Below are 20,270 nucleotides of genomic sequence, written 5' to 3'. Positions count from 1 at the left end.
GCTCCGGTAACAGCAGCCATTGACGAAGATTTAGGGCCGGTGCCTTAGCAACCTAGGGCGCCAGCCTCAAACTCAAGGAGTTTGGAATGAAAGCATTGCTCGACCTATTCCGCCAGGTACAGCAAGAAGAGCAGTTTGACGCGATCAAGATCGGCCTCGCGTCGCCTGAGAAAATCCGTTCGTGGTCGTACGGCGAAGTCAAGAAGCCCGAGACCATCAACTACCGCACGTTCAAGCCCGAGCGTGACGGTCTGTTCTGCGCCAAAATCTTCGGCCCGATCAAGGACTACGAGTGCCTGTGCGGCAAGTACAAGCGCCTGAAGCACCGTGGCGTGATCTGCGAGAAGTGCGGCGTGGAAGTGACGCTGGCCAAGGTGCGCCGTGAGCGCATGGGCCACATCGAACTGGCTGCGCCGACCGCGCACATCTGGTTCCTGAAGTCGCTGCCGTCGCGTCTGGGCATGGTGCTCGACATGACGCTGCGCGACATTGAGCGCGTGCTGTACTTCGAAGCATTCGTCGTGGTTGAGCCGGGCATGACCGCGCTCAAGAAGAGCCAGATCATGTCGGAAGACGACTACCTGGCTAAGTGCGACGAGTACGGCGAAGGTGAATTCGTCGCCATGATGGGCGCCGAAGGCATTCGCGAGCTGCTGCGCGGCATCGACATCGAGAAGCAGATCGAGACGATCCGCGCCGAGCTGCAGGCCACGGGTTCGGAAGCCAAGATCAAGAAGTTCGCCAAGCGCCTGAAGGTGCTCGAGGCCTTCCAGCGTTCGGGCATCAAGCCGGACTGGATGATCCTGGAAGTGCTGCCGGTGCTGCCGCCGGAACTGCGTCCGCTGGTGCCGCTGGACGGCGGTCGTTTCGCCACGTCGGACCTGAACGACCTGTATCGCCGCGTGATCAACCGGAACAACCGTTTGAAGCGTCTGCTCGAGCTGAAGGCGCCGGAGATCATCGTGCGCAACGAAAAGCGCATGCTGCAGGAAGCCGTGGATTCGCTGCTGGACAACGGCCGTCGCGGCAAGGCGATGACCGGCGCCAACAAGCGTCCGCTGAAGTCGCTGGCTGAAATGATCAAGGGTAAGGGCGGCCGTTTCCGTCAGAACCTGTTGGGCAAGCGTGTGGACTACTCGGGCCGTTCGGTCATCGTGGTGGGCCCGACGCTCAAGCTGCACCAGTGCGGCCTGCCCAAGCTGATGGCGCTCGAACTCTTCAAGCCGTTCATCTTCCACAAGCTGGAAACGATGGGCATCGCCACCACCATCAAGGCGGCGAAGAAGGAAGTGGAAAGCCAGACGCCGGTGGTGTGGGACATCCTGGAAGATGTCATCCGCGAGCACCCGGTGATGCTGAACCGCGCACCGACGCTGCACCGTCTGGGTATCCAGGCGTTCGAGCCGGTGCTGATCGAAGGCAAGGCCATCCAGCTGCACCCGCTGGTTTGCGCGGCGTTCAACGCCGACTTCGACGGTGACCAGATGGCTGTTCACGTTCCGCTGTCGCTCGAAGCGCAGATGGAAGCGCGCACGCTGATGCTGGCGTCGAACAACGTGCTGTTCCCGGCCAACGGCGATCCGTCGATCGTGCCGTCGCAAGACGTGGTGCTGGGTCTGTACTACACGACCCGCGACAAGATCAACGGCCGCGGTGAAGGCATGACGTTTGCCGACATCTCGGAAGTGATCCGCGCCTACGAGAACAAGGAAGTCGAACTGGCTTCGCGCGTGAACGTGCGGATCACCGAGTACGACCTGGTGAACCCGGAAGCCGACGGCGACGCCCGTTTTGCCCCGAAGATCACGCTGCAGGCCACCACGGTCGGCCGCGCGATCCTGTCGGAGATCCTGCCGAAGGGTCTGCCGTTCTCGGTGCTGAACAAGCCGCTGAAGAAGAAGGAAATCTCGCGCCTGATCAACACGGCGTTCCGCAAGTGCGGTCTGCGCGAAACCGTGATCTTCGCTGACAAGCTGCTGCAGTCGGGCTTCCGCCTGGCAACGCGCGCCGGTATCTCGATCGCCATCGACGACATGCTGGTGCCGCCGGCCAAGGAGAAGATCATCTCCGAGGCCGCCGCCAAGGTGAAGGAATACGACAAGCAGTACATGTCGGGTCTGGTGACGGACCAGGAGCGTTACAACAACGTCGTGGACATCTGGGGCGCCGCTGGTGACCAGGTGGGCAAGGCGATGATGGAGCAGCTCCAGACCGAAGACGTGATCGACCGCAACGGCAACACCGTCAAGCAAGAGTCGTTCAACTCCATCTACATGATGGCCGACTCGGGCGCACGGGGTTCCGCCGCGCAGATCCGTCAGCTCGCTGGTATGCGTGGCCTGATGGCCAAGCCGGACGGCTCGATTATTGAGACGCCGATTACCGCAAACTTCCGCGAAGGCCTGAACGTTCTGCAGTACTTCATCTCGACCCACGGTGCACGTAAGGGTCTGGCGGATACGGCACTGAAGACCGCGAACTCGGGTTACCTGACCCGTCGTCTGGTCGACGTGACGCAGGATCTGGTGGTCGTGGAAGACGATTGCGGCACCACCAACGGCGTCCTGATGAAGGCGCTGGTGGAAGGCGGTGAAGTGATCGAAGCCCTGCGCGACCGTATCCTGGGCCGCGTGGTCATTGGCGACGTGGTGAACCCGGAGACGCAGGAAACTGCGATCGAAAACGGCACGCTGCTGGACGAAGACCTGGTCGAGCTGATCGATTCGATCGGCGTGGACGAGGTCAAGGTCCGCACGCCGCTGACCTGCGACACGCGCTACGGCCTGTGCGCCAAGTGCTACGGCCGCGATCTGGGCCGCGGTGTGCTGGTGAACTCGGGTGAAGCAGTCGGTGTGATCGCTGCTCAGTCGATCGGTGAGCCGGGCACGCAGCTGACGATGCGTACGTTCCACATCGGTGGTGCGGCATCGCGTGCGGCAGTGGCATCGAGCGTGGAAGCGAAGGCAACCGGTATCGTGCGTTTCACGGCGACCATGCGTTACGTCACCAACGCGAAGGGCGAGCAGATCGTCATCTCGCGCTCGGGTGAAGCGCTGATCACCGACGACCACGGCCGTGAGCGCGAGCGCCACAAGATCGTCTACGGTGCAACGCTGCTGGTGAAGGATGGTCAGTCCATCAAGGCCGGCACGCAGCTCGCCACGTGGGATCCGCTGACGCGTCCGATCATCTCGGAGTACTCGGGTACGATCAAGTTCGAGAACGTCGAAGAAGGCGTGACCGTTGCCAAGCAGATGGACGAAGTGACCGGTCTGTCGACGCTGGTGGTGATCGATGCCAAGCGTCGTACCACGGCTTCGAAGGGCATCCGTCCGCAGGTGAAGCTGCTCGACTCGTCGGGCGCTGAAGTGAAGATCCCGGGCACGGACCACTCCGTGACCATCGGCTTCCAGGTGGGCGCGCTGATTACCGTGAAGGACGGTCAGCAAGTGCACGTGGGTGAAGTGCTGGCACGTATCCCGACCGAATCGCAGAAGACGCGTGACATTACCGGTGGTCTGCCGCGTGTGGCCGAACTGTTCGAAGCCCGTTCGCCGAAGGACGCTGCCGTGCTGGCAGAAGTCACCGGTACGACTTCGTTCGGTAAGGACACCAAGGGCAAGCAGCGCCTGGTGATTACGGACCTCGACGGCAATGCCCACGAGTTCCTGATCGCCAAGGAAAAGCAGGTGTTGGTGCACGACGGCCAGGTGGTCAACAAGGGCGAAATGATCGTCGAAGGCCCGGCCGACCCGCACGACATCCTGCGCTTGAAGGGCGTGGAAGAGCTGGCGACGTACATCGTCGACGAAGTGCAGGACGTGTACCGTCTGCAAGGCGTGAAGATCAACGACAAGCACATCGAAGTGATTGTTCGTCAGATGCTGCGCCGCGTGCAGATCGTCGACACCGGCGACACCCGCTTCATCCCGGGTGAGCAGGTGGAGCGTTCGGACCTGCTCGACGAGAACGACAAGGTGATCGCGCTGGGCAAGCGTCCGGCGACCTACGAGAACCTGCTGCTGGGTATCACGAAGGCATCGTTGTCGACCGACAGCTTCATCTCGGCGGCATCGTTCCAGGAAACCACGCGCGTGCTGACCGAAGCCGCCATCATGGGCAAGGTCGACGACCTGCGTGGTCTGAAGGAAAACGTCATCGTCGGCCGTCTGATCCCGGCTGGTACCGGTCTGGCTTACCACCGTGCCCGCAAGGCCAAGGAAGCCGCCGACCGCGACCGCGCTGCAGCGATTGCCGAAGAAGAAGCCGCTTCGATCTTCGAGACGCCTGTCGTCCACCAAGAGGAAGGCGGCGCCGCCTGAAGTTAGGCAGCGTTCTCCGCATCAAAACCCGGCCCCCTTCGTGGGGTGCCGGGTTTTTTTTCGTCCGTCCGCTGGAGCCGGAGCGTTGATGCCCCACATCAGCGTGTTCTGATTTTCTCCAAACGTTAACCCGTCTTAACATGCCAAACGCTATGATCTCGCGCTTATAGACCGGCACTTTTTACAAGCCGCCGGCCCTCTCCAGTCTTGCCGCAGATTCCTCCATGAAGCTCACACGCAAGCAGATCGCCGTTGGCGCGGTCGCCCTGGTCGTTGCCGGCGCGGCGGTGGTGCAGATGGTCTGGCACCCGTTTGGCCGCACGCGCGCGCTGCACGCCCGCCAGGTCCAGCTCGACCTGACTTACCCCGATGCCCTGATCGACAGCCAGAGCTTGTCGCAACTGCCGCGCGACGTGCTGCGCGTGCCGTTGCTGCGCGACGTGCTGACCGAAGACTTCGTCGCCTACTACGAGGGCAACGAAGACCGCCTCTCGGTGGCCGGTGCGCTGCGCCGTCTTGCCTACGAACAGAAGCTCGACCTGGCGGAAACGGTGCTCAAGCACGTGTTTGACGAGCCCGCCCGCGTGATGCTGTGGCGCGGCCCGGACGACAAGCTGCGCTACTGGGTGCTCTCGATGCAGCGCAACGGCCTTGCCAAGGCGCTAGAAGCCGTCGCCACCGTGGCGACCAGCGATACGCAGCTCACCAAGGTGGCCGATGCGCTGGGCGATTCCGGTGCGCCGGTCTATGCGCTGCGGTTGTCGGCCACGCGTTCCATCCTGATTGCCAGCAAGGGCGACCGGCTGATCGCGTTGTCGGAGCCGGGTATCCTGCTGGACAAGGACGGCAAGCCCGTCTCCAAGCAGGCAAACGCGCTCGCCGCACTGCTGTCGGATGACGCCGGCAAGCGCAACGTGCAAGGCAATGCCTATGCGCTGCCGACCGCAGAGACCACGGGCCACCACGTTGTGGTGAGCGCCAACTACCTCTCGTTTGGTTATCAGCAGTACTTCCCAGGCATCGAGGCGTTGCGCTTCGACTTTGCTGCGGGGACGTCCGGCAACGGTTGGCAGAGCGCCGCGCTCATCGACCCGGGCCGCCTGCCCGGCAAGTGGGACAACGCTGCGTTGTGGCACGCCTTGCCCGCGGACCCCGCTGCCTGCGCGACCTTGCCGGTCGACTGGAAGGCTGCCGGCGCGCTGCTGCGCAATGTGGCCGGCGATGCCAAGGAAGTGACCGAAGCCGCCGCGCATGTTGGCGATGCGTTTGCCGGCCCGGCTGCCGCGTGCTGGTATGGCAAGTCATCGCTGGTGGCACCGTTGTTCGTCGCCCGGTTGTCCTCGCCTTCGCAAGCCGAGGCGGTGAAGCCGGCGCTTGGTGCGCTGTTCGGCCAGATCGTCGGGTCCTATGAAGCCAAGGCGCAGGCCGATGACAAAGCCGGTCCCTACAAGCGCCTGCCGGTGACGACCAAGCAAGGCCCCGCCAATGCAACCCTGTGGCAGCGCCCGGTGAGCGCGCGCTACGGCACGGCACAGTCGGCCGGCGCACCGTTCGCGGCGCAACTGTCATCGGACCGCTACTTCCCGGTCACGCTGGCGATTGCGGGTGATGTGGTGGTGTTCTCGCCCGATGCGCGCCTCGTCGATGACGCATTGGCCGTGCTTGCCAAGCGCTTCCCGGCGGTAGCCGACAGCCCGCCGCGCGACAAGACCGATCGCATCGTGCTGACGATGACGCCAGCGTCGCTCGCGCCGCTCGTTCGCCGCGAAGCCGGTGCCGCGCTGCCCGCCGACCAGGAAGCCGTGTTCCTGAACGCCGCGCAGACGCACCTGTTCCCGAAGCTCAAGGCGCTGTCGCGCTACGCGCCGGTGTCGCTGGCGTTGGATGGTGGTGTGCCATCGTCGCGCGGCTGGGTGCCGGTGACCTGGCTGTCGAGCGGGCGCGGTCTGCCTGCTGGTGGCGACGGTTCGCCGCCGCCGGCTGACACGGCCGCGGCATTGGCTCCGTCGACTGCGCCTGCGGATGCGCCGGCCACCGAGGCCGCTGCTCCGGTTCCCGCTGATAACACCAGTACACAATGAGGCTGCGTTCGCAGGCCGCCGCGCTGAACCGCCGCCGTTGGTTGGCGGCGGCCGGTGCCTGCCTGCTTGCGCCGTCTGCCTATGCCTTGTCGGGCTGGGCGGATGCCGCACCGGCGGACGCTGATGCGCTCACGCCGGATCAATCAAGCGTGTTCCGCGCGTGGTTCGTGCGCATCGTCAACGAGCAGCTCCGCCAGGGCCCGACGCCACGCTGGACGCACCGCGACTGCGCCGGCCTCGTGCGCTTTGCCGCCGGCGAGGCACTGCGCACGCACGACGCCCGCTGGCTGCGCGCCAACGGCATGCGCGATGCGGAATCCGCACGGCAACTGCCGCCCGAGCTGAACCTCACGCCCGCCCAGCGCACGCTCACGCAGCGTTGGGCACGCATTGACGGCAGCACCGGCGCGTATGTCTCCGCGCTCGGGCTCATCCAGCAGAACAGCCGCTTCATTGCCAAGGACGTGAATCAAGCGCTCCCTGGCGATCTGCTCTTCTTCGATCAAGGCGACGACCAGCATCTGATGATCTGGATGGATCGCTATATCGCTTACCACACCGGCACCGTCACCCGCACCGACAACGGTCTGCGGGCCGTGCCCGTTTCTGAACTGATGCAATGGAAAGACTCGCGCTGGCAGCCGCAGAGCGGCAACCCCAACTTCATCGGCGTGTTTCGTCTGGCCTTTTTGACACGGTAGAAAAACTCATGCGCAACCGCGGGTGGTCGTTCCGTTCGTTCAATCTCGTTGCTACCGTCTGCCTGACGGTGCTGGCGTTTGTTGGCCATGCTCATGCGGCCGACGCCCCCGAAAAGCCGAACCCCACCTTCGCCGAAGTGCCGGGCAGTGGCTATGAGCCGTTCAAGGGCCAGCCATTCTTCCTGCTGTCGGACGCCAGCTACGGCACCGATCAAGAAGCGATGGTCCGTCTGGAAGCGCCGGGCCGTGAGTACAAGGATGAGCTCTCCCGCTACGGCGGTGCAGACATCCTCGTCTATCGCGTGCCGCAGCCGCTCGAATTCCTGAAGGCGCAGAAGAACCTGCACCGCATCGACGTCAAGGCCAACTACACGGGCGAAGGCCTAGCCAACACGCTGGCGTATCTGTGGGACAACTGGACGCGTCAGGCCCGCCGTGCCTGGCAGCGCGTGCTGTCGTTCGCCACGCGCACCAAGGCCGTGGAGACCGCACCGCAATTCAGCATGGGCGATCAGATGACCGCGCCCACGCGCTTCTCGAACAACCCGCAGTACGCGCCGCTCAAGGGCTACGAGCTGCTGGGCCGCTTCCGCTACCCGATCTGGGATGCCAAGCCGATCGCGCCGCCCAAGGACGTGAAGCTCGAAGGCAGCAGCAGCGAATGGATGCCGCAGAACGTCGGCAACGTGATGATTCCGGTGGGCAAGCTGCCGGCGGGTTTGTACATCGTGGAAGCGGTGATTGGTGCGTACCGCGCGCACACGCTGCTGTTCGTGTCGGATACCGTGGCCGTCACCAAGGGCACTTCGCAAGGGATGATGGTGTGGACGGCCGAGCGCAAGAGCGGTAAGCCGGTGAGTGGCTCGTCCGTGAGCTGGACCGACGGCGTGGGCGTGCTCGCTTCCGGCACCACCGATAGCGATGGCACTGCGGACCTGCGCCACGTCTCCCCCGAGCGCAGCTACGTGATCGGCAACGACCGCGCGGGCGGCGTGTTCATCTCCGAGAATTTCTATTACGACAGCGAGATCTACAACACCAAGCTGTACGCCTTTACTGATCGTCCGCTGTATCGCCCGGGCGATGAAGTGCGCGTCAAGTTCATCGGCCGCAACTTCAAGAACGCGACCGAATCGACCGTGCCGGCGGCCGGGGACATCAAGCTGCAAGTGCTCGACCCGAACGGCGCACCGGTGGCCACGTCCACCACGCGCCTGGCCGGCGAGACCGGCGCCGACGCGCGCTTTACGCTGCCGTCCAACGCACCGGCCGGCGGCTACTCGCTGCGCTTCGACTACAACGGCGGCACCTACGGCGGCGCTTTCCGCGTGGCCGAATACATCAAGCCGCACTTTGACGTGAACCTGTCGCTCGACAAGGCCAGCTACGGCACGGGTGAGGCGGTCAAGGGCAAGATCAGCCTGCGCTATCCGGACGGCAAGCCGGTCAAGAACGGCAAGGTGTCGGTCAGCCTGCGCGCCCAGCAAGTGACGATGGTGGAGGGCGAGTTGCGTTACGCCGGCCTGTTCCCCGTCAAGCTGGAGCAGCAGGAGCTGACCACCGACGGCGACGGCAATGCCAAGCTGGAATTGCCCGCCGCCAAGGAGCCGAGCCGCTACGTGGTGACCGTGTTCGCCAACGATGGCGCGGCTTACCGCGTGAAGGTCACGCGCGAACTGCTGATCGCGCGCGGCGCCACGCCGTACAAGCTGTCGACTACGTCGAATTTCACGACGCCGGGGCAGGACGTGTCGTTCAACCTGACGCCGATGCCGGTGGTGGCAGGTACGACCGGGCCGACGGCACCGCCGGCCAAGTGGGATCTCGTGCGTCTGGAAACGCGCGCCCGCACTGAAGGCACGTTGGCCCCGGATGCCAAGGGCAACGCGACCTTCCCGGTCAAGTTCGACCAGCCGGGTTCGTACACGCTGTCGGTGCGTGATGCTGCTGGCAACCTGCTCGCCGCCGCCAGCCACTGGGTGGCCGGTGATGGCGTGCAGACCGTGCCCGGCAACATCGAAATGGTGTTCGACCGTGACCGCTACCAGATCGGCGATACGGCCGAGGCGCTGATCACCTTCCCGTTGCCGGTGGACGACGCGCTGCTCACGCTGGAGCGCGACAAGGTCGAGCGCCACGGGCTGCTCTCCAGCCCTGGCGACTGGCTCAGCTTGAAGAAGGTCACGCCCGCGCAGTACCGTGCCCGCATCAAGATCGGTCCGGACTTCGCACCGAACATGACGTTCTCGGTGCTGTATGTGCACGACGGCGACATGGTGTTCCAGAACGCCGGTATCGTCGTCACGCAGCCGACGCTGGACCTGACGGTGCGCACCGACAAGACCGTGTATGCGCCGGGCGAGACTGTCACGCTGGACCTGACCAGCGCACTGGCGGGTAAGGCCGTGCCGGCCAACCTGACCGTGTCGGTAGTCGACGAGATGATCTACGTGCTGCAGCCGGAAGTGGCCCCCAGCATCGTCGACTTCTTCTACCACCCGCGCCGCAACAGCGTCCGCACCACGTCGAGCCAGAGCTTCATCAGCTATGACCTGGCGCTCGCCTCGCTGCCGGGCAAGCCGGGCGGTACGTATGGCCGCCACAACGAGCGTGGCGTGAAGGTGCTGGAGCGCCCACGTCGCGACGAGCAGGACACCGCCGCGTGGGTTGCCAACCTGCAGACCGATGCGGATGGCCGCGCGCGCATGACCTTCAAGATGCCGGATTCGCTGGCACGCTGGCGCATCACCGTGCGCGCCGTCTCGACCACCGGCGCCTCGGACGGCATCGTCGGCCAGCGCACAGCGAGCATCCGCTCCGATAAGCCGCTGTACCTGAAGTGGACCGGCCCGCAGCGCTTCCGCGAAAGCGATCAGCCGCGCCTGGACATGGTCGCCTTCAACCAGACCGACAAGGACATCACCGCTGACTGGATCGTCTCGGGCGCCGGCTTGAACATCAACCAGCGCGTGACGCTCAAGCGCGGTGCCAACTATCTGCGCGCGCCGGTGACGGCATTGCAGGCGGGTGTCATCAACGCCGAACTGAAGCAGGGCGATGCCGTATCGGACCGCCTGCAGACCACGCTCAAGCTGGACGCCACCGGTTGGCTGGCGGACCGTGAAAACGTCGTCCCGCTCACGCAGCTGCAGGGCACGCGCCTGCCGCTGGGTCTGCCAGCTGATGCGCGCGACGTGCGTCTGCGCGTGATCGGCAACACGGCCAGCCAGTTCGCCCGCGTGGCGGATGACCTGATCGAGTACCCCTACGGTTGCGCCGAGCAGACCGCCAGCCGCCTGATTCCGCTGGCACTCGCGCAGCAGAGCCTGGCCGCCACCGGCACGCGCCTGGGCGACGGTGGCCCGGCCGGCACGCAAGGTGTTGACGCATTGCTGCGCACGCAGCGTCAGCGTCTGGCACTGCTGGCCGGCACCAATGGCACCTTCGGCTGGTGGGGCGAGCTGACCACCAGCAGCGCGCTGATCACGTCGTATGCGTACTACGCGGACTGGCTCGCCAGCCGCTCGGTCGGCATCAGCCTGCCGGCAGATAACTGGAAGCAGGTGCTCGAAGCCTACAAGCGCACCAGTCAGAACGAGCCGCTGCTGCACCGCGCGCTGGCGCTGTGGTTTGCCAACGAGATGGGCCTGCCGGTGGCAACGCCGCTGTCGGGCGTGGCCAACGAGTTGGCTCGCAACGCCAAGGCCCCGGCCGACGCCGAGCCTGCTGCCGGCGATAGCCTGATCTTCGTCGCGCCGGACTCCCCGCGCGGCCGCCAGGTGGCGACGGTGCTGACCGCACAGCTGATGCGTCAGATCGGCCAGCCGGTGCCGGAAGCGCTGGTCTCTGCTGACATCGCTGCACGCAACGCGCTGGCTGCTGACAACTCGCCGCTGGTGCAAAGCCTGCTGCTGATGGGCGGTGGCCGCTCGGCTGCGGACCCGGCACCGCTGCTGGCCCGCGCCAGCGCCGCCATGCCGACGATGGATCGCGCCATCGCACTGGTCTGGCTGCAGAAGGGCCTGGGCGGTCTGCAAGGTGCGAGCGTTGCTGCCATCCAGCCGGCGGTGTCGGCCGGTGGCTGGCAGGCGACGCGCTCGCCGGTGGGTGTGCCGACATGGCGTTGGACGGGGGCCCAGGTGCCCGCTGTGCTGGACCTGACGACCGCACCGTCCGACGTGACCACGCAATCGGCCATCGTGTCGTATCGCAGCCGTGCGCCGGAAGCGTCCAAGCTGCCGATCACGGTGGAGCGCAAGCTGTATCGCCTCGAACCGATGGAGGCGCCCAAGGCCGATCCGAAGGCGGCCAAACAGCCCGGCGCCGACACCAGCAGCAGTGGCATCACGCTCAAGGCCAAGCCCGTCAAGCCGGGCGACACGCTCGACAGCAACGCGCTGTATGTCGATGAGGTGGTGTTGACGCCGCGCCAGGGTACGTACCGCTACGGCCTGGTCGAAGTGCCGCTGCCGCCGGGCGCCGAGGTGGAAGCCACCACCTGGGGCATTCAGATCGACGGTCTGAAGGGCGAGCCGAACGAAGGCAACGGCCCGCAGCCGTTCGAGCGCAAGGCGGCCTATGAAATGGGCCAGCTGTCGTACAACCAGCCGGTACCCGCGCTGGAGCGTCCGACTGTGCTGCGCCAGCTGGTGCGTTTCTCGCTGCCGGGCAGCTTTGCGCTGCCGCCGGCGCGCTACTTCCGCATGTACCAGCCGGAAGCGAAGGCGTTGCAGGGCGACGGCAAGACGGCCAGCTATCCGTACAAGGTGGAGTGACGCGGCAATGCGCTTCGGCCTGCTTGCGCGCAGTGTGCTGACCGGCCTGATCTGGGCCGGCGGCGCACTTGCGTCCGTTGGCCACACCATCGCTGCACCTGCGTCGGAGCCGTTGCGCTATGCCGCCTTGCAGGGGGATGAAGCCAAGCTGTGGCAGTTCAGCACCAGCACGGTCACAAGCGCACCACAAGCCACCGCATTGCCGCGCGACACCGAAACGCCGCTCGGCAGCGTCTGGAAGCTCTTCGTCTACAGCTACCTCGTCTCGCGCCGCCTCAACACGCCCGACTACACGTGCCACGGCAATGATGCCGAAGAGGTCTACTGCTGCACGGCCGGCCAGAGCATCGACCGCGAGCGCGCGCTCATCCAATCCTGCGGACGCTATTTCGAACCCGCGCGCCTGGGTCTCGATGGTGCTGACTGGCGTCGGTTCTGGCAGCAAGCCAACGCCCCCACGTGGTTGCGTGACCTGCGCGCCATGCAGCCCACGCGCCGCGTTTCCGTCGCCGATCTGCTGAGCGCGTTGCACAGCGTTCCTGCCGATGGGCGTGAGACGGCTGCGCAGACACTTGTTTCCGTGCTGACCGTCGGGCGCGGAGAGGGCACTGTGTCCTACTTTGGTGGTTTGCTGCGCGCCAAGACATGGACGATGCCCGACCCGCAACGCCCCGGCGCGTCGATCGGCGGCGCGGCCGGCTGGCTGGCCGACGGCACGCCCGTGTGGTTGGGCGGCGTGGGCTCCAGCAACCAGGTGCTGGCTGCCGCTGCACCGCGCCTCACACCGCTGATTGCGCAGACGCCCGTACCCGACGACGACGCCTGCGTGGCAGTCGATTTCTTTACGCGCTACCCCGTGCGGGAGGTACGCGATGTTGGTGGCAAGCCCGCCGCCCCCGGTCGGCTGGAGGGCCACTACACCGTGCGCTTCGCCAACGGCAATACGCTGCCGATCGAGAGCCGCGGCGAGTTGACACTCACGCGCGAAAACAACGCGCCCACCATCACCGGCCGGCTCGGCATGAACGACTACGTGGCGCGCGTCGTGGAGCGCGAGGGCGATCTGGCCGAGCCGCAGGCCGCCCGCGCGTTGGCGGTGGCCGCGCGCAGCTACCTCGTGCAGCACGCCTCACGTGACAAGGGCTGCTACGGCATCGCCGATAGCTCGCGCACGCAGCGCGTGTTGCCGCGCCCGCCCGCGGCTGCCGCACGCAACGCGGCGGCATTTACCGATGCGCTGGTGCTGGTTGGCCAGTCTGTGCAGTACCACGGCACGATCAGCGCGCGCGGCCAGATGAGCTGGACTGCCGCGCGCGCTGCCGCCCAGCGTGGCCAGGGGTTTGACGGCATCCTCGCGCGGTGGTGGCCGCAGGCCACGTTGACGTCGTTCCAGAGCCCGGTCGCGGGCGATTGCTCGCCGGTGGCGGGCGCGCAGCAGTGGCTGCAGGCGCAGGCACCGCGCTGGTCCGCGCGACTGGGCGCCGAGCCCGGTTACGAGACGCCACCGCTGCCCGCCGTCTGCGTGGTGCACGAAGGCCGCCCGTATGCCGATGCGCGCCGCAACCGGCTCTACATCCATCGGCTCGCCAGCGAGGAAGACCGCATCGCGCTGACGCACGAATACTTGCACCTGGCCTTTGCGCACCATCCGCTCGGGCAGGACGAACAGTTTGTTGAGGCGACAGCGCGCCGCCTGATTCGAGGGGAGGGCTTGCTGTGAACGTGAAGGCATGGACAACGCGGGTGGCCATGGGCGCGGCGGCCTTGCTGCTTGGTGCTTCGGTTGCCGCCGAGCCGGTGGTCGACCTGGAAGGCCCGATCGGCGGCTGGCGCAACAGCAAGCTGACCAACGAGCTGGAGCAGTACACCGCCGCATACCCGAAACCGCCGGTCGATCGCGGTGCGCAGAAGTACCGCACGCTCATCGCTGGGCGCATTCGTGCGGCAGGCAAGCAACGCCGCCCGCCGGTGCTGATCGTCAACGGTAATGCCATGCCGCTGTACGGCGACAGCGAAGGCCGCTTCGCGCGCCCGTGGGCATTCGGCCCGGGCTCGAACAGCGTGGAAATCGTCAGCCCCGACGGCCAGTCGCGGCAGCGCCTGCAGTTCTACGAGGCCGATACCACCAAGACGTCGGCCAAGCTACGCGCCATCCTCACCTGGGACGACCCGCGTGCGGAGGTCGACATGCACGTCATCTCGCCGATTGGCGATCACGCGTTCTGGGCGCAGCCGTTGCTGTCCGACGGTGGCGGGCTCGACGTGGACAGCGTGGATGGCGCCGGCCCCGAGATCTTTTCCACTGCCGCGCCGCGCCCCGGCGTCTGGTTGTTCTACGTGAACTACTGGGGCAACTTCAACGCCGGCGGCTACAACTTTGACGAAAAGGCGCACGACCGCGATCTCATCACCGCGCAACTGACGCTGATCTATAACGAGAACACGCCCAACGAGCGGCGCGAGTTTGTCACTGTGCCGCTGCGCAAGATCGGCGAGCTGGCGTTGATGAAATCGATCCGCTTCTGATGCTCATGATGCCTTCCACGTTCCGCCTCGCATTCGCTATTGCACTCGCCACGCTCGGGGCGTCGGGCGCATTTGCGCAAACCGATGCCGGCAATATCGAGATCACCGCGCCGCAGGGCGGCTGGCGTAACTCGGCCGGCGACGATTCGCGTTACACGCAAGACGTGCACTACCCGGCCGTGTCAGTGTCGACGCCGCAAGGGCAGGGCACCGCCTCGATGATTGCCGGACGCATCCGTAGCCAGCCCAAGGCCGCCGCGTCTGCCGATGAGAACAAGCCGCGCCGTCGTCGCGGGGCAGACGGCTCGTCGGTCGGCACGCTCATCGTCAATGGTGTGGCGATGCCGCAGCGCATCGAGGCCGACGGCACCTTCTCGCGCCCCTACGCATTCGGCGCCGGCAGCAACAGCGTCGAAGTGCGCAGCGCACGTGGCGATGCCAAGCGCGTGCAGTTCTACGACAGCTACGCCGGCAAATCCCGTCCGCGCCTGCGCGTGGTCCTGTCGTGGGATACGGATGGCACCGATCTCGACCTCCACGTTGTCTCGCCAGACGGCCAGCACGCCTGGTACGGCAACCGTGTGGTCGAGAACGGCGGCGCACTCGACGTGGACGTCACCACCGGCTATGGTCCTGAGATCTATTCGAATCCGGCACCCGTGCCCGGCACGTACCTCGTCTACGTGAACTACTACGGCAGCGGCAGCGACAACAGCATCATCACCACTGCCACCGTCACCATCATCACCGACGAGAACACGCCTTCCGAGCGCCAGCAGACCTTTGTCGTGCCGATGCGCAAGGCTGGCGATCTGACGCTGTTACGTAGTTTCACGATGAAATAGGAACCGAGGCTCAGGAGCCCACCGCCATGGACACGCAGACCGTCGCCGCCTACGACACCCTCGCCGAAACCTTTGCGCAGGAGTGGCGCGAGCAGCCGGCGCCGGAAGACATGTACGCGTTGTTCCGGCGCGAGTTCAAGGCGGGCGGGGCCACGGCGGACATCGGCTGCGGCGCCGGGCGCGAGGTGGCCTGGCTCAACGCCAACGGCTATCCGGCCGTCGGCTACGACGCTTCGGCCGGGCTGCTGGAGGCGGCGCGCTCGCAGTATCCGGGGCTGGCGTTCCGGCGGTCGCAATTGCCCGAGCTGGTGGGCATTGCCGAGGGCGCCTTCGACAACGTCGTCTGCGAGACCGTCATCATGCACCTGCCACCTGAGCAGATTGGTGCGGCGGTGCAGCGGCTGGTGTCGCTGCTGCGGCCGGGCGGTACGCTGTACCTGAGCTGGCGTGTGACGCCCGACGCCGATCAGCGCGATGGCCGTGGCCGGTTGTTCACCGCGTTCGATGCGGCGCCCGTGCGCGAGGCACTGGCCGGCACCACGCTCGTTTTTGACGAGGCAGCCGTCAGTCGCTCGTCGGGGCGGACGATCCATCGCATCGTCGCGCGCAAGGCCTGACGGCCCCCATCCGCAGACAATCCGATTGTCCTGATTGACCACCCCTCGGCGGGGTTTGTCACAATAGCGGTTTCGCCCAGCCCGCGCGTGACACCACGTGCACTCCGCCGCCCCGATGTACGACTCTCCCGCCATAGACCACGCGCTGCAGGCGCTGCCCGAAGACACCGCTGCCGCCACGCGCGCCGTGCTGCACGACGTGTTCGGCTACAGCGCGTTCCGCGGCCCGCAGGCGGAGATCGTCACCCACGTGGCCGACGGCGGCGATTGCCTGGTGTTGATGCCCACGGGCGGCGGCAAATCCCTCTGCTACCAGATCCCGGCGCTTGTGCGGCACCGGCGCGGACAGGGCGCGGGCATTGTTGTCTCGCCGCTGATCGCGCTGATGCAGGATCAGGTCGCCGCGCTGGAAGAAGCCGGCGTGCGCGCCGCCTACCTGAACTCCGCGCTCACCGGTGCCGAGGCCGCACAGGTCGAGCGCGATCTGGCGGCGGGCCGGCTGGACCTCGTCTACGTGGCGCCCGAGCGGCTGATGACGCCGCGCTTTCTGGACTTGCTGGAGCGCTCCCGCATCGGCCTCTTTGCCATCGACGAGGCGCACTGCGTGTCGCAGTGGGGGCACGATTTCCGGCCGGAGTACATCCAGCTTTCCGTGCTGCACGAGCGCTTTCCGCACGTGCCGCGCATCGCGCTCACTGCCACGGCCGACGCTGTCACGCGCGACGAGATCGTCGAGCGGCTGGCGCTGACGGGTTCGCGCGTCTTCCTCTCCAGCTTCGACCGCCCGAACATCCGCTACACCATCGTCGAGAAGGACAGCGCGCGCAACCAGCTCCTGCGCTTCATCCGCGCCGAGCACATGGACGGTGAGTCGTGCGACGCCGGCATCGTCTACTGCCTGTCGCGCAAGAAGGTGGAAGAGACCGCGCAGTGGCTGGCCGAGCAGGGCATCCGCGCGCTGCCGTACCACGCCGGCATGGACGTCGACGTACGCGCCCGCCATCAGGCCATCTTCCGCAAGGAAGAGGGCGTGGTGATGGTGGCAACCATCGCCTTCGGCATGGGGATCGACAAGCCGGACGTGCGCTTTGTCGCGCATCTGGACTTGCCCAAGAGCCTGGAGGGCTACTACCAGGAAACCGGCCGCGCCGGCCGCGACGGCATGCCCGCCAATGCGTGGATGGCCTATGGTCTGGCGGATGTCGTGCAGCAGCGCCGCATGATCGACGAGTCGGAGGCGGACGATGTGCATAAGCGCGTGTCGACCGCCAAGCTCGATGCACTGCTCGGCCTGTGCGAAGCCGCAAGCTGCCGCCGCGTGGCGCTGCTCGCCTACTTTGGCGAGAGCAGCCAGCCGTGCGGCAACTGCGATACCTGCCTCACGCCACCGCAAACCTGGGACGCCACGCGCGAGGCGCAGATGGCGCTGTCCTGTGCATACCGTGTACAGCAGGCCAGCCGTGTGAGCTTTGGTGCCGGCCAGCTCATCGACATCCTGCGCGGCAACGCCACCGAGCGCATCAAGCAGTGGCACCACGAAACGCTGTCCACCTTCGGTATCGGCAGCGAGCTGTCGGAGCCGGCGTGGCGCAGCGTGTTCCGCCAGTTGGTCGCGCAGGGTTTGTTTGCCGTTGACCACGGCGGCCACGGCGCCCTGATCCTGACCGACGCGGCGCGCCCCGTGCTCAAGGGGCAGCAGTCCGTGATCCTGCGGCGTCAGGCGGAGAAGGTGCGTGGTGCATCGTCATCGTCGGCCAAGAAGGAGCGCCGCGCCGATCCGGCCGCCGATCTCTCCGACGAGGCGCAGGCGCGCTGGCAGGCGCTGCGTGCCTGGCGCGCCCAGATGGCACGCGAACACAGCGTGCCGGCGTATGTGATCTTCCACGACAGCACGCTCGCCCGCATTGCCGAGATCGATCCGGACTCGCGTGAGGCGCTGGGTGAGCTGCCAGGCATCGGCATGGCCAAGCTGGACCGCTATGGTCAAGCGTTGCTCGACGTGCTGGGGAAGTGCCGCGAGCAAGCCTAGGCGGTTGTCGGCAACGGCCCCATGACATCGGTGCGTGTCAGGTGCTCGCCCAGAAAATCTACAAACGCACGCACCTTCGGCAGCAGATGCACGCGCTGCGTGAACACCGCGTGCAGCGGCACTTCGCGCGCGGTGTAGTCGGTCAGCACCGCCTGCAGTCGGCCAGCGGCGACATCTTCGCGCACCAGATACGCGGGCCCCAGCGATACCCCCAACCCTGAGCGCGCCGCCTCGCGTAGCACGAGGCTATTGTTGGCCAGCATGGACCCGTTCACGTGCGCGACATGGCGCTGGCCCGCACGGTCGGTTAACACCCAGTCGTATGGCCCATCGTAGTTGGCGTAGACGAGGCAGTTGTGCTCGCGCAGATCGTCGGGCGTTTGCGGGATGCCGCGTTCGCGGAAATACGACGGCGCGCCATAGATGGCGTGTGCGCAATTTGCCAGCCGCCGTGCCACCAGCGATGAGTCTTCCAGCATGCCGATGCGGATCGCCACGTCAATGCGCCCCGCCACCAGATCGGCGTAGCGGTCGTTCATGTCCAGATCGATCTGCACGGCGGGGTAGCGCGCCTGAAACGCCCCGAGCAGCGGCGCCAGCAGCGTCACTGCAAACGACGCCGGCGCCGACACCCGCAGCGTGCCGCGCGCCTCATCGCGCAGGGCGGTCACGGCCTGTTCGGCGGCATCCACCAGCGCCAGGCCCTCGCGGCTTTTCTCGAAGAAGGCCGCACCGGCTTCGGTGAGTGACAGGCGCCGCGTGGTCCGCTGCAGCAGGCGCGTGTCCAGCCGCGCTTCGAGCCGCGCCAGCGCCTTGCTGATGACCCCGCGCGACACGCCCATCGCATCGGAAGCGGCTGACTGGCTGCCGCATTCCACCACCCGCACAAAGATCACCACGTCGGAGAGTCGGTCCATATTTGCGCGCTTCTGGAAACAATATGGCGCCAGAGGCTACCTTAATCTGCGCGAATCGGCTGGCTACGATGGGGCGTCTCGACCTTCCTCCCGCCATCATGACGACTGAAGCCCCCAACATTGCCGTGTCTCATCCCCCCGCTGATCGCTTGCCACGCGGCGCGACGCCATTGTTTGCTGCTGCGGTGGGGCTCATTGTCGTCAACCTGTTCGGCATCCAGCCGCTCGTCGCCGAGATTGCCGCCAGCATCGGCTGGACCACGGCGGCCACCGGGCTGCTGGTGACTGCCACGCTTATCGGCTACGGCATCGGTCTGCTGCTGCTCATGCCGATGACCGATCTGCAGGACAACCGCGCGCTGGCCTCGCGCACGCTGTGGGGCACGGTGGCCTCGCTCGCGCTGACCACCGTGGCGCACAGCGGGCAGGTGCTGATGCTGGCCGCGTTTGCCATCGGACTCACGTCGACCGTCATTCAGATGCTGATCGCGTTGGCCGGACGCCTGGCGGCCGACTATCGGCGTGGGCGTGTGCTCGGCGACATCATGATCGGCCTGAATCTGGGCATCCTGCTGTCGCGTCCCGCAGCGAGCCTGATTGCGGCGCAATGGGGGTGGCGCGCGTTCTATGGTGCGTCGGCGGTGGCGATTGCTGTCTTGGCGATTGTCCTGCCGCGCGTGATGCCGACCTTTGTGCCGCCGCGTACGCAGTCGTACGGCGCACTACTGGGCTCGTATGGGCGCCTGTTGCGTAGCGAGCCATTGCTGCGCCGCCGTGCCGCCACCCAGGCACTGCTGATGGCGGCATTCACGCTCTTCTGGACTGCCGTGGCATTACGGCTGGCGGCAGCGCCGTTCCATCTGTCGCAAAACGGCATCGGCATCTTCGCGCTGTGTGGGGCGGCGGGTGTCGTGGCCGCGCCCGTTGCAGGCCGACTGGCGGATCGTGGCTTGGTGCGGGTTGGCACGCTACTCGCACACGGCAGTGCGGCGGCCGGGCTGTTGCTGGCGCTGGCCTCGGCGCTGGTGCCGGGCTTGAGCGTTCCCGTCATGTTGGCCATGCAGGTGATCGCCGCGCTGTTGTTGGATTTTGGCGCCATCGGTGATCAGGCGCTTGGTCGCTATATGGTCAACACGCTGTCTCCGGAGATCCGCGGCCGTGTGAATGGCTTGTACACCGGCGCGTTCTTCTTTGGCGCAGCAGCGGGCGGCGGCTTGGCCGGCGCGGTCTGGGCGCGTGCCGGCTGGATTGGCGTCTCGGCGCTCGCGCTGGGGTTTGTGTCGGCTGCGGCACTCGTCTTTCTCTGGCCCAGCACGGCCCCGCGTGCCATTGGCGCCACACCGCGCCGCTGTTGATCTGCAACGCGCGTCGCCAGACTGGTGGCGCGCTTGACGCTTGCAAAACACCCCGCTATAGTGCCAGATTCGAGTTTTTGGCTTCTGGCTTCGCACGTCCAT

The 20,270-nt window shown here is 66.2% G+C and carries 11 protein-coding genes; 10 read left to right on the top strand and 1 reads right to left on the bottom strand.

The window, feature by feature from the left end:
- Positions 1–86 precede the first annotated feature (86 nt).
- From rpoC to recQ, 9 genes are all read left to right on the top strand, one after another.
- Positions 87–4,322 carry a DNA-directed RNA polymerase subunit beta' gene (rpoC, locus tag V6657_RS15475; RefSeq protein WP_048935967.1) on the top strand — a complete coding sequence of 1,412 codons (4,236 nt, stop codon included), beginning with the start codon at positions 87–89 and terminating at the stop codon, positions 4,320–4,322.
- A gap of 224 nt (positions 4,323–4,546) precedes the next feature.
- Entirely contained in the window at positions 4,547–6,403 is a 1,857-nt protein-coding gene (locus V6657_RS15470; RefSeq protein WP_048935968.1) for a DUF2138 domain-containing protein, read from the top strand.
- A complete protein-coding gene (locus V6657_RS15465; RefSeq protein ID WP_048935969.1) occupies positions 6,400–7,104 on the top strand; it encodes a DUF1175 family protein in 705 nt (234 codons plus the stop codon). Before V6657_RS15470 ends, V6657_RS15465 begins: the two co-directional genes overlap by 4 nt.
- 8 nt (positions 7,105–7,112) lie before the next feature.
- On the top strand, positions 7,113–11,879 hold the full coding sequence (locus tag V6657_RS15460) for an alpha-2-macroglobulin (RefSeq protein WP_048935970.1): 4,767 nt from the start codon (positions 7,113–7,115) through the stop codon (positions 11,877–11,879).
- 7 nt (positions 11,880–11,886) lie between these two features.
- Positions 11,887–13,599: a DUF2300 domain-containing protein gene (locus V6657_RS15455; RefSeq protein WP_048935971.1), complete on the top strand. Its 1,713-nt coding sequence runs from the start codon at positions 11,887–11,889 to the stop codon at positions 13,597–13,599.
- A gap of 2 nt (positions 13,600–13,601) precedes the next feature.
- Positions 13,602–14,405 (top strand): YfaP family protein, encoded by an 804-nt coding sequence (locus tag V6657_RS15450; RefSeq protein ID WP_048935979.1) that lies wholly within the window; start codon positions 13,602–13,604, stop codon positions 14,403–14,405.
- Between the two features lie 5 nt (positions 14,406–14,410).
- The gene (locus tag V6657_RS15445; RefSeq protein ID WP_048935980.1) at positions 14,411–15,250 is read left to right on the top strand and encodes a DUF2135 domain-containing protein; all 840 of its coding nucleotides are present in this window, start codon (positions 14,411–14,413) and stop codon (positions 15,248–15,250) included.
- A 26-nt stretch (positions 15,251–15,276) separates the two neighbouring features.
- Positions 15,277–15,867: a methyltransferase domain-containing protein gene (locus tag V6657_RS15440; protein WP_048935972.1), complete on the top strand. Its 591-nt coding sequence runs from the start codon at positions 15,277–15,279 to the stop codon at positions 15,865–15,867.
- A gap of 115 nt (positions 15,868–15,982) precedes the next feature.
- On the top strand, positions 15,983–17,896 hold the full coding sequence (gene recQ, locus V6657_RS15435; RefSeq protein WP_048935973.1) for a DNA helicase RecQ: 1,914 nt from the start codon (positions 15,983–15,985) through the stop codon (positions 17,894–17,896).
- Here the strand turns inward: recQ and V6657_RS15430 are convergent.
- Positions 17,893–18,813: a LysR family transcriptional regulator gene (locus V6657_RS15430; RefSeq protein WP_048935974.1), complete on the bottom strand. Its 921-nt coding sequence runs from the start codon at positions 18,811–18,813 to the stop codon at positions 17,893–17,895. The genes recQ and V6657_RS15430 overlap by 4 nt on opposite strands.
- 98 nt (positions 18,814–18,911) lie before the next feature.
- Between V6657_RS15430 and V6657_RS15425 the strand changes: the two genes are divergently transcribed.
- Complete coding sequence (locus tag V6657_RS15425) at positions 18,912–20,168, top strand: MFS transporter (RefSeq protein WP_048935975.1); 1,257 nt, start codon at positions 18,912–18,914, stop codon at positions 20,166–20,168.
- Positions 20,169–20,270 lie beyond the last annotated feature (102 nt).

The sequence above is a fragment of the Ralstonia sp. RRA genome (genome assembly GCF_037023145.1).
Taxonomy (GTDB): Bacteria; Pseudomonadota; Gammaproteobacteria; order Burkholderiales; family Burkholderiaceae; genus Ralstonia.
This window is presented reverse-complemented; position numbering and strand designations above follow the sequence as displayed.